The sequence below is a fragment of the Jatrophihabitans sp. sgz311053 genome (genome assembly GCF_056135305.1).
This window is the reverse complement of record NZ_JBWAXP010000005.1, coordinates 1-10,202: the sequence shown is the minus strand read 5'-3', so window position 1 is coordinate 10,202 and position 10,202 is coordinate 1. Positions and strand designations below refer to the sequence as shown.

Annotated in this window: 12 protein-coding genes and 1 pseudogene; 9 read left to right on the top strand and 4 right to left on the bottom strand. The window is 71.0% G+C overall.

What is annotated here, in order from left to right; all coding sequences use genetic code 11:
- Positions 1-42: 42 nt before the first annotated feature.
- From AC0NZQ_RS21550 to AC0NZQ_RS21525, 6 genes are all read left to right on the top strand, one after another.
- On the top strand, positions 43-450 hold the full coding sequence (locus tag AC0NZQ_RS21550) for a TOBE domain-containing protein (RefSeq protein WP_474532177.1): 408 nt from the start codon (positions 43-45) through the stop codon (positions 448-450).
- On the top strand, positions 447-1,247 hold the full coding sequence (modA, locus tag AC0NZQ_RS21545; RefSeq protein ID WP_474532176.1) for a molybdate ABC transporter substrate-binding protein: 801 nt from the start codon (positions 447-449) through the stop codon (positions 1,245-1,247). Before AC0NZQ_RS21550 ends, modA begins: the two co-directional genes overlap by 4 nt.
- Before the next feature lie 4 nt (positions 1,248-1,251).
- Complete coding sequence (gene modB / locus AC0NZQ_RS21540) at positions 1,252-2,076, top strand: molybdate ABC transporter permease subunit (protein ID WP_474532175.1); 825 nt, start codon at positions 1,252-1,254, stop codon at positions 2,074-2,076.
- Complete coding sequence (locus AC0NZQ_RS21535) at positions 2,073-3,161, top strand: ABC transporter ATP-binding protein (protein WP_474532174.1); 1,089 nt, start codon at positions 2,073-2,075, stop codon at positions 3,159-3,161. The genes modB and AC0NZQ_RS21535 overlap by 4 nt, the downstream gene beginning before the upstream one ends.
- Positions 3,161-3,397: a MoaD/ThiS family protein gene (locus tag AC0NZQ_RS21530; protein ID WP_474532172.1), complete on the top strand. Its 237-nt coding sequence runs from the start codon at positions 3,161-3,163 to the stop codon at positions 3,395-3,397. Before AC0NZQ_RS21535 ends, AC0NZQ_RS21530 begins: the two co-directional genes overlap by 1 nt.
- Positions 3,398-3,497: 100 nt before the next feature.
- Positions 3,498-3,689 carry a hypothetical protein gene (locus AC0NZQ_RS21525; protein ID WP_474532171.1) on the top strand — a complete coding sequence of 64 codons (192 nt, stop codon included), beginning with the start codon at positions 3,498-3,500 and terminating at the stop codon, positions 3,687-3,689.
- A 63-nt stretch (positions 3,690-3,752) separates the two neighbouring features.
- Here the strand turns inward: AC0NZQ_RS21525 and AC0NZQ_RS21520 are convergent, their stop codons facing one another.
- Entirely contained in the window at positions 3,753-4,172 is a 420-nt protein-coding gene (locus AC0NZQ_RS21520) for a CoA-binding protein (protein ID WP_474532170.1), read from the bottom strand.
- Between the two features lie 29 nt (positions 4,173-4,201).
- Between AC0NZQ_RS21520 and AC0NZQ_RS21515 the strand changes: the two genes are divergently transcribed.
- On the top strand, positions 4,202-4,726 hold the full coding sequence (locus AC0NZQ_RS21515; protein ID WP_474532228.1) for a YbaK/EbsC family protein: 525 nt from the start codon (positions 4,202-4,204) through the stop codon (positions 4,724-4,726).
- Positions 4,727-4,733: 7 nt separating this feature from the next.
- Here the strand turns inward: AC0NZQ_RS21515 and AC0NZQ_RS21510 are convergent, their stop codons facing one another.
- Both AC0NZQ_RS21510 and AC0NZQ_RS21505 read right to left on the bottom strand, forming a co-directional pair.
- Entirely contained in the window at positions 4,734-6,755 is a 2,022-nt protein-coding gene (locus AC0NZQ_RS21510) for a TerD family protein (protein ID WP_474532169.1), read from the bottom strand.
- A gap of 124 nt (positions 6,756-6,879) precedes the next feature.
- Entirely contained in the window at positions 6,880-7,659 is a 780-nt protein-coding gene (locus AC0NZQ_RS21505) for an inositol monophosphatase family protein (protein ID WP_474532168.1), read from the bottom strand.
- Between the two features lie 125 nt (positions 7,660-7,784).
- On the opposite strand from AC0NZQ_RS21505, the gene AC0NZQ_RS21500 reads away from it, so the two are divergent.
- Together AC0NZQ_RS21500 and AC0NZQ_RS21495 are read left to right on the top strand one after the other, a co-directional pair.
- Positions 7,785-8,885, top strand: coding sequence for an aminotransferase class I/II-fold pyridoxal phosphate-dependent enzyme (locus AC0NZQ_RS21500; RefSeq protein ID WP_474532226.1), 1,101 nt, complete (start codon positions 7,785-7,787; stop codon positions 8,883-8,885).
- Between the two features lie 50 nt (positions 8,886-8,935).
- A complete protein-coding gene (locus AC0NZQ_RS21495) occupies positions 8,936-9,877 on the top strand; it encodes an XdhC family protein (protein ID WP_474532167.1) in 942 nt (313 codons plus the stop codon).
- A gap of 201 nt (positions 9,878-10,078) precedes the next feature.
- Here the strand turns inward: AC0NZQ_RS21495 and AC0NZQ_RS21490 are convergent.
- Positions 10,079-10,202: pseudogene (locus tag AC0NZQ_RS21490) on the bottom strand (IS481 family transposase); the annotation flags it as partial.

The following is a 10,202-nucleotide window of genomic DNA, read 5'->3' as shown; positions in this document are numbered from 1 at the left end:
CATGCGCCGCGTCTGCGGCTGCAACCGGCTAGTGTCGTCCGCATGACGACGTACCGCATCCGGGAGGCCGCAGCGCTGCTGGGCGTCAGCGACGACTCGCTGCGCCGATGGGCCGACAGCGGCCGGGTCGCGACCAGCACCGACGGCACCGGCCGACGCGTCATCGACGGTGTCGACCTGGCGCGCTTCGCCGAGCAGAACGCGGGACCTGTCCCCGAGGTCGGCCCGGTCAGCCGGGAGTCGGCACGCAACCGGTTCGTCGGCCTGGTCACCCGGGTGCTACGCGACGGTGTCATGGCCCAGGTCGAGATGCAGTGCGGCCCCTACCGGGTGGTCTCGCTGATGAGCCGTGAGGCGGCTGACGACCTCGGCCTCGAACCCGGCGTCACCGCCACCGCGTCGGTGAAGTCCACCAACGTCGTCGTTGAGATCTCGGAGGTCCGATCATGAGGCTCACCTCGTCCCGTCGTCTCGTCGCGGCCGGTGCCGCCGCGACGCTGCTGCTGGCCGGTTGCGGCTCGAACAGCACGGGGTCCAGCGGCGGATCGTCAGGAGCATCGGGCACGCCGTCGGGGTCGGTCACCGTGCTGGCGGCCGCCTCGCTCACCGAGGCCTTCGGCAACGTCAAGACCGCTTTCGAGAAGGCCAACCCCGGCACCACCGTCACCCTCGCGTTCGGAGCGAGCTCGGACCTGGCCACCCAGATCACGCAGGGCAAGCCCGCCGACGTCTTCGCCTCCGCCTCGACGAAGAACATGACCTCGGTCGCCAAGGCCGGGGACGCGAAGTCCCCGGTGGACTTCGCCGCCAACACCCTCGAGATCGCGGTGCCGCCGTCCAACCCCGGCGGCGTCACCAGGCTCGCCGACCTGGCGCGGTCCGGGGTGAAGGTCGCGGTCTGCGACGCGGCCGTCCCCTGCGGTGCCGTGGCGAAGCAGGTCTTCGCCAACGCCAAGCTCGCGGTGAAGCCCGCGGCGTCGCTGTCGGACGTCAAGGCCACCCTCGCCGTCGTCGAGTCCGGCGAGGCCGACGCCGGACTGGTCTACGTCACCGACGTCCGTGCCGCCGGCAGCAAGGTGAAGGGCATCGCGATCCCCACTGCCGTCAACGCGAGCACCACGTACCCGATCGCCACGCTCACCGGGTCGAAGAACCCGACACTGGCCCGTGCCTTCGTCGCCTTCGTCCGCTCCGCGGCAGGGCAGCGGATCCTGGCCGCCGCGGGCTTCGAGAAGGCGCCGTCGTGACCGCATGATCAATCCCCGGTCGCGCGCAAGGCGTGCGGCCGGCTCCGGTACCCCGCTGCTGGTGGTGCCGCCGGCCGTCCTGGGCGTGCTCTTCCTGCTGCTGCCGACGCTGGCGCTCGTGGTCCGGGTGCCGTGGACGGAGCTCGGCCGCATCTACCGCGACCGCCAGGTCTGGACGGCGCTGCGCATCTCGCTGGAGAGCTCGCTTGAGGCCACCGCGATCGCGCTGCTGCTCGGCGTCCCGCTGGCCTGGATGTTGGCGCGGTTCCGGCTGCCGGGGATGGGGGTGGTCCGGGCGATCGTCACCGTTCCGCTGGTGCTGCCTCCGGTCATCGGTGGCGTGGCCCTCTTCGATGCCTTCGGCCGCTTCGGGCTGCTCGGCGGGCCGATCGACGATGTCTTCGGCGGGCAGCTCACCTTCACCTATCCGGCCATCGTGGTGGCGCAGACCTTCGTCGCGATGCCCTTCCTGGTGGTGACGGTCGAGGGGGCCTTCCGCATCGCCGACCGCGGCGTCGAGGAGGCCGCGGCGACGCTGGGCGCCTCCCGCGGCCGGATCTTCCTGCGGGTCACGGTTCCGCTGGTGACGCCGGCGATCCTGGCCGGGACGGTGCTCTGCTGGGCGCGGGCGCTCGGTGAGTTCGGGGCGACGCTGCTGGTCGGCGGGAATCAGCCCGGCAGCACCCAGACGCTGCCGACGGCGGTCCTCACCGTCTTCCAGGACAACCCCGCCGACGCCCCCGCGCTCAGCCTGCCGCTCATCGCCGCCGCGCTGCTCGTGCTCGGCGCGCTGCGGGATCGCTGGATGCGCCCGGTGGCGGCGTCGTGAGCGAGCCGCTGCAGCTCGACGGGGAGGTCACCGTCGGCGAGTTCACGCTGCGGCTCGCCCTCACCGCCTCGACGAACGAGGTGGTCGCGGTGCTGGGACCGAACGGTGCCGGCAAGTCGACGACGCTGCGGGTGGTGGCGGGACTGCTGCCGCTGGACGCGGGTCGGGTGAGCATCGGCGGCACGGTGGTGGACGACATCGCTGCCGACGTCTACCTGCCGCCGCAGCAGCGGCGGATCGGGGTCGTCTTCCAGGACCACCGCCTCTTCCCGCACCTGCGGGTGCTGGACAACGTCGCCTTCGGTCCGCGGTCGCGGGGCGTGCGGCGCGGTCCGGCCCGGCAGACGGCGCGGCACTGGCTCGACAGACTCGGGTTGGGCGACCTGGCCGGACGGTATCCCCGGCAGCTCTCCGGGGGACAGGCACAGCGAGTCGCGCTCGCCCGCGCGCTGGCCTGCGACCCCGCGGTGCTGCTGCTGGACGAGCCGCTGGCCGCGCTCGACGTGCAGACGCGGGCCGAGGTCCAGGGAGAGCTGCGCGAGCACCTCGCCGCCTTCACCGGCCCCACCCTCATCGTCACGCACGACCCCATCGAGGCGCTGTTGCTCGCCTCGCGGATCGTCGTCCTCGAGCGAGGTGAGATCGTCCAGCAGGGCACGCCGACCGAGATCACCACTCGGCCGCTCACCCCGTACGTGGCCCGGCTCGTCGGCGTCAACCTCTACGAGGGGCAGGCGAGCGCCGGTCGCATCGTCACGACGGCCGGGGGAGTGCTCATCGCGGCCGACGCGCCGGCGGGACCGGTGCTCGCCGCGCTGCGACCGTCGGCGATCACCGTGCACAGGCAGCGGCCCGACGGCGCCAGCGCGCGCAACCGGTGGCCGGCGACGGTGACCGCACTCGCCCCGCTCGGCGACCGAGTCCGGGTGAGTACCTCCGGCGAGCTCGAGGCCACCGTGGACGTCAGCGCCGCCGCCGTCGCCGAGCTGGACCTCGCCCCCGGCCGAGGCGTCTGGCTCGCCGCCAAGGCAACGGATGTGACCGCCTACCCGAGGCCGGGCACGGCAGGTGGCAAGCTGGGCTGATGGCCGTCGTCACCGTCCGCTACTGGGCCGGCGCGAAGCGTGCCGCGGGCGTGGACCACGAGCTGCTGGCCGCGGCCACGGTGGGCGAGCTGCGCGACGTACTCGCGGCCCGTCCAGCACTCACGGCCCTGAGCACGGTCGCCTCGTTCCTCGTCGACGGCCAGCGGGCACGCGACGACACGCCGCTCGTCGGCGGCGCCGAGGTGGACGTCCTGCCGCCGTTCGCCGGCGGATAGCGCGTTCGCAGGATTAGCACCGGTGTCGACCGGGTGAAACGCGTCGGTCACAACGGCGGAGGACCGTGATCGTCATCGACGCGACCACGGGAGGTCCCCCATGAGCGACTCCGAGTACGTCACGAACGCGGCCTGGCACGACACCGCCGGCCGGCCCGACGGGATCGACGATGTCGCCGACCAGTTCGAGCGGCGCAGGGACGGCGAGGCCAGCGGCGCGGTCGCCTTCTGGACCGCCGGCGTGCAGCCGGCCTGGCCGTCGCGGCCGCGCGAGCTGCGTCTCGCCGGCTGACCCATCGCCGATCGGGGAGCGCCGGTCCCGCTCAGCGGGACCAGCGCTCCCGAATCGGACGGCTCAGAGCTGCGGCGCCTCGAGCATGGTGCGGCGTTGCTCGACGATGAGGCAGCGGTTCTCGACGTAGAGCAGCCCGGCGTCCTCGGCGATGCGCCGAGCCTCGTCGGAGGTGATGTGCAGCTGCAGCCAGAGCGCGCTCGCGCCGGCCGCCACCGCCTGCCGCGCGATCTCCGGCGCCTGCGCCGAAGGCCGGAAGACATCCACCAGGCCGACCTTCTCGGGGATCTGCGCCAGGGTCTCGTAGGCCGTCTCGCCGACGACGGTGCCGCCCCGGGGATTGACGGGGATGATGCGCCAGCCGTGGTCCTGCATGTGGCGCGGCACGTAGCTGGCCGGCTTGGCCGGGTCGTTGCTGGCGCCGACGACGGTGATCGTGTCGTACGTGCGCAGGATCTGCTCGACGGTCTCGTCGGTGGTCATGACCGCCACAGTACGGTCGGCTGATGACGATGCCCGGAACCCTGGACTGGCAGCCCGCCGCCGACGACCTGGTGGCCGCACCGGTGGCGGCGTTCCTGGCCGGCTGGCCGCGACGAGCAGAGGTCCGGGCCGCGGCGATCGACGCATCGCTCGCCGACACCGCCGAGTTCTGCGAGGAATACGGCGTGGAACTTGCCGACTCGGCCAACTGCGTGATCATCGCTGGTCGTCGCGGGGACGTGGTCCGTCACGCCGCCTGCGTCGTCCTGGCGACCACCCGCGCGGACGTCAACGGCGTGGTCCGCAAGCGCCTCGACGCCCGCAAGGCATCGTTTGCGCCGATGGCCGACGCGGTCGAGCTCACCGGGATGGAGTACGGCGGCATCACGCCGATCGGCCTGCCCGCCGACTGGCCGATCCTGGTCGACGCCGCCGTCCTCACCCGGCCGGCCGTCGTCATCGGCAGCGGGCTGAGACAGTCCAAGATCGCGCTCCCGCCCGCTGCCCTCGCCGACCTCCCCGGCGCCGAGGTGGTCCAGGGGCTCGCAGGCTGAGGTCAGTTCACTCCATCTTCGGCGGTCGAGTCTTGGCCGACCACGGCCGCAGGTGCTGCCCGACCTCAGCGTAGAAGTGGTGGGTGGCGCCGATCACCGAGTCGATCAAGGTTCCGCTGCCAGTGCCCCGCTTGCTGCCGAGCGGAAGATCGAGCGACACCTTGAACGACCTGATCTCCCGGTCGTTGTCGGGTGTCAATGCTGCGGGGTTCTCGCGTGCTGCTTTGAGAAGCGCAGGCAGAGAGGCGTTGCGCGATCCTGCAGCCAGGGACTCGACTCGGGTGGTGTCGCGGGCCTCAGCCAGTTGGCGGAGGAGCCAGTTGACACGAGTGGTCTGCCGCCCCTCTCTCGGGGCCGAGACCGACATCGAGCAGGTCACGCGGTCGGCCCGAAGATCGGCAGTCAGCACCAACGGGCCGGCGGCGCCGGGAACGCGCAGCGAGCCGAAGAGCAGGCCGGAGTCTGCTAACTGCTGGCATCTCGTAGCGGAGTCGGCCGCATCGTTCGGTAGCTGCACCTGCACCTCGACACCCAGAAGGCCGGAGAGGCGCAAGGCGGTGTGCCGGACGAGCTGGTCGAAACGATCGGCGACCTCGACGGAGCTCTTGTCGTTGGCGCGCTGCGTACGCGCCTTGACCGCGTCACGGACGGTGACCCATCGCTGACCCATGTCCTCGAAACCGCGCATTCCCGAACGGGGATGATCCATGTAACGCAAAAATTCCTCGAGGACCCGCTGTTGCGTGGGGTCGGCAAGGCCCTGATGCTGCGTCAAGATGCGCGCTCGGCACCGGATCTCGTCCCAGGAGAGATGTCGCAGAGCGACCTTGCGCAGCTTGCGACGATCGACTGAAACCGGGTGATCGCCGCCGGCGCCGACCAGTTGATTGCTGATCGTGATGACGGCGTCGTAGCCACGGCTCTTGGCTACGTCGAGATAGGCCTCGATTTGAGGTGTCGACAGCTTCCCGTCCGAGGTCTTCACCTCGACGAGCGCTGTCCAGGTGCGTTGCCCCCACTTGGTTTTGATGACGCCGTCCGGTCGGACTGCTTCGTCGTCGCGTCCGAACGTGACCTCTGTGAAGGCTTGCAGCTGACCGCCCGAGGCGCCGACACGTGAGCCGAGATCCCGGCCGAAGTCACGCACCAACGCCATGACTGCGAGCAAGGCCGACGTCGCCCGTCGCTCTTGCTCGTCCGCTCCACCGATGCCTGCCACCGGGAAGAGTCGCGCGATCTGTCCGTCCGTCTCGCCCTCGGAGGGCAGTGTCTTGTTCCACGTGGCCGGCATGCGTGGGGCTCTGACCTCGCGGCGCACCGAGACACCGGCAGAGGGCGGCGTGGGCTGCAATTCTGCAGGGGTCCCGTCGACGGGTGTGACCGCAGGCCGCACATCCGCTTCGGCTCCGTCCGGTGATTGATCACCTTCGGCCGCGTCCGATTCGACTTCGATGCCGAAATCGGTCACGAGCGAGGCGAGTCCGTCGGCATAGCCTTGGCCGATCGCGCGAATACGCCACTCGCCCCGGCGTCGGTAGAACTCTCCGAAGAGCAGAGCGAGTTCGTCTTGTGCATCGTCGATGTCGTACATGAACAAGTCAGCCGCATCTGAGGTGCGCTGAACCCGCAGACGAACGAATCGCGCCGCGCCGAACGCAACTCCCAGGGCCGCATCGATACTGGCTGAGAGCACGATGCGTTCGACGTCGTCGGGGATGTCGTCCAGTTGCAGGGTGACGACGTCTGCTGATACGGGCTGGCCGTTGTCGGTGGTGCGAAGCTTCTCGCGCAAGTTGATGGCTCCGTCGAATGCAATCCGGTTGTTGTAGAAAACCAGATCGTCGTTGCTTCGAGTTCGACCATCCTCGCCGAGCATCAGGACGCTGACATCTGCGTCGATCGGCTCGCCGTCGGCGTCGCCAGTTTCCAGCACGACCGTGACCGAACCCAGCTCCGCGTCACGATCACGCAGAGATGCATTAGAGCCCTTAGTCAAGCGGAGTGGCGCCCTCTCCTCGTCACTGCTCATTTGGCCATCATGCGGGATGCCACCGATATAACCCAGGACGAGTTCGCTTCTCGTCGTGGGTTCAGGACGGGGCGTCAAGCGAGACTCTCGCGTCCGAGGTGGTCCAGGGGCTCGCCGGCTGAGGTCAGCTCGGGCGCAGGGCGGCGAGCAGCTCGTCGTGCAGCAGCCCGTTGCTGGCGGCCGCGCTGTCGCCGTAGACCCAGGCGGTGCCGTCCACCGACGTGAACACCCCGCCGGCTTCGGTGACGACGGGGACCAGGGCGGCCATGTCCCACAGCGACAGCTCTGGTTCGGCGGCGACGTCGACGGCTCCCTCGGCGACGAGCATGTAGGACCAGAAGTCGCCGTAGGCGCGACTGCGCCACAGCCGGTCGGTCACCGCGCCCAGGTCCACGCCGCGCTCGCGCCAGCCGCCGAGCGACGAGTAGGAGAGGCTGGCGTCTGCCAGCTGCGCCACCCGCGACACCGCGAGCCGTGCCGGCTCGCCGCCGAGCGCGGTGCCGTAGGCGCCGAGCCCGCGCGCGCCCCACCAGCGACGGCCGAGGGCCGGGGCCGACACCACCCCCACCACCGCCTCGTCGCCGTCGAGGAGGGCGATCAGGCTGGCCCATACCGGGACGCCGCGGACGTAGTTCTTGGTGCCGTCGATGGGGTCGATGACCCAGCGCCGCGTTCCGGAGCCCGTGCTGCCGAACTCCTCGCCCGAGACCGCGTCCTCCGGCCGCCGTGCGGCGAGCTCCGAGCGGATCGCCTGCTCGACGGCACGATCGGCGTCGCTGACCGGGGTGAGATCCGGTTTGGTCTCCACCACCAGGTCGTGGGCGCGGAAGCGCGCGAACGAGATGGCGTCGGCGAGGTCGGCCAGCTGGCGGGCCAGAGCGAGGTCGTCGGCGAAGTCGGGCACGGCCGGAGGCTACCGTCGTCGGCGTGAGGACCCCGCCGGCGTCTCCTGGCGCTGCAGCGGACGCGACGATGTCTAGTGTCGAGGGTGTGATCTCGCAGCGCGGGCAGGTGCCGCAGTTCCGGGTGATGCGCGTGATCGACGCCGTCGCCAGCCGCCGGGCCGCCGGACTGCCCGTGGTGGACCTCTCCGCCGGCCAGCCGTCGACACCGGCGCCCGCCCCGGTGCGCGCCGCAGCGGTCCGGGCGATCGAGAGCGACCGCCTGGGCTACACCGGTTCACTGGGCATCGCGCCGCTGCGCGAGGCGATCGCCCGCCACTACCTCGACCGGGGCGGAATGCGCGTCGACCCGGCGAACGTCGTGGTGACGACCGGCTCCTCGGGAGGTTTCCAGCTCGCCTTCCTCGCCGCCTTCGACGTGGGCGACACCGTGGTCCTGGCGCGGCCCGGGTACCCGGCGTATCGCAACATGCTGGCCGCCCTCGGCTGCCGCGTCGTGGAGCTGGAGTGCGGTCCCGAGACCAGGTTTCAGCCCACCGTCGCCCAGCTGGCGGCGCTGCCGGAGCCACCGGCGGGACTGGTGCTCGCCAGTCCGGCGAATCCGACCGGCACCATGGTGTCGCCGGAGGAATTGCGCGATACTGCGCAATGGTGCGCAGCCAACGGCACGCGGCTCATCTCCGACGAGATCTACCACGGCATCACCTTCGGCGAGGTGGCCACCAGCGCCTGGCAGACGGACCACGAGAGCGTCGTCGTCAACTCCTTCTCCAAGTACTTCTCCATGACCGGCTGGCGGATCGGCTGGTTGCTGGTGCCCGACGAGCTGATCGACTCCGTCGACCGGCTGGCCGGCAACTTCACGATCTGCGCGCCGGTTGTCTCGCAGGTCGCCGCGGTCGCGGCCTTCGAGGCGTACGACGAGCTGGACGCCAACGTCGCCCGCTACGCCGACAACCGACGCCGGCTGCTGGCGCAGCTGCACGCCGTCGGCCTCACCCGCCTGGCGCCGGCCGACGGCGCCTTCTACGTCTACGCCGACGTCTCCGAGTGGACCTCGGACTCCCTCGCCTGGTGCGCGCGGATCCTGGACGAGGCCGGCGTGGCACTGGTGCCCGGCGTCGACTTCGACCCCGTGGCGGGCGGCCGTTTCGTGCGGATGTGCTTCGCCGGCGACGGCGACGAGATCGAACGGGGGATCGACGCCCTCGGGCGCTGGCTGGGCTGAGCCCGCCCGATCCCCTTGCCACGTCTGGACCGGCTGGCTAGACAGGACGGGTGTACGACATCGCTGAGCAGGTCTCCGATTGGCTGCGTCAGGGCCGGGACGTCCGCCTCGCGACGGTGGTGGCGACGCGCGGCGTCAGCTCGCGCGACCAGGCGGCGGCGCTGGCGTGGTCGGGTGGGGAGCGGATCGGCAGCCTCGGCCTGCCCGTCGAGCCTCCGTCGGAGCCGGGACGGCACGAGCTCGCCATCTCCGAGGCCACCGCCGCCACCGCCGGCCTGTCGTGCGGTGGTCACGTCACCGTCGAGGTCTACGACGCCGCGGCGCTCCCCACCGAGCTGTGGCCGTTGCTGGCCACGCGTGAGCCGGTCTGTCTCGTCACCGAGCACCCGACGAGCACCGTCTACACCGCAGAGACCATCCGGGACGCGCACCGGCACGCCGACGAGATCCCGCGGCTCTTCGGGCGGGGGACCGCCACGACCGCGGTGGTGGGCGGAGGCGCCGTCGTCGCCCTCTGGCCGGTGCCGACCCTGGTCGTGGTCGGTGACGGGCTCATCGCCGATGCCCTCGCCGCGCAGGGTCGGCTGCTCGGGTGGCGAAGCGAGATCACCGCCGATGTGGCGGAGGCCGTCCGGCTGACGACCGCCCTGCATCGCAGCGATGCCGTCGTCGTCCTGAGCCACAGCCGCGATGTCGACGGACCCACCCTCACCGCGGCACTGGCGTCACGGGTGGGCTACGTCGGCGCGCTCGGGTCGCGACGGACCCAGGCGGCGCGCCGCGAGTGGCTCACCGCGCACGACGTGACGGACCTCGACCGCATCCACGGTCCCGCCGGTCTGGACATCGATGCCCACAGCCCCGCGGAGATCGCGGTCTCCATCGTCGCCGAGATCCTGGCCGGACGCTCGGCGTCCGCCGGGGGTGCGCTGCGCGATCGGGAGGGTCCGGTCCATGTGGCGGGCGTGCAGACCCCGCCACCGCGCTACTAGGTCTACTTGTCCGGCTACCAACCTGATGGCCGGTGACACTTAGGGCGTGTCTGACAATCCCATGCTCTGCTGCGCGACGCCCGGGCACGCACGCTGCCGCGTTGTCGTCGTCGGCCGTAGCAGGCTACGACCGTCCTCCTCCGCCTTGCATCGCGCGCACCCGACCGCCGTTCGCGACGAGCGAGAATTGTCAGACACGCCCTAGCTGTGATGTCCAGGCAGGTTGGTCAGGCGGCTGATCGGTGGTAGGCCTGCGATGGCGCTGTGGGCTCGGTGGTGATTGTAGAAGTGGAGCCAGCCGGGTAGGGCGTCTCGGCGGGTGGTC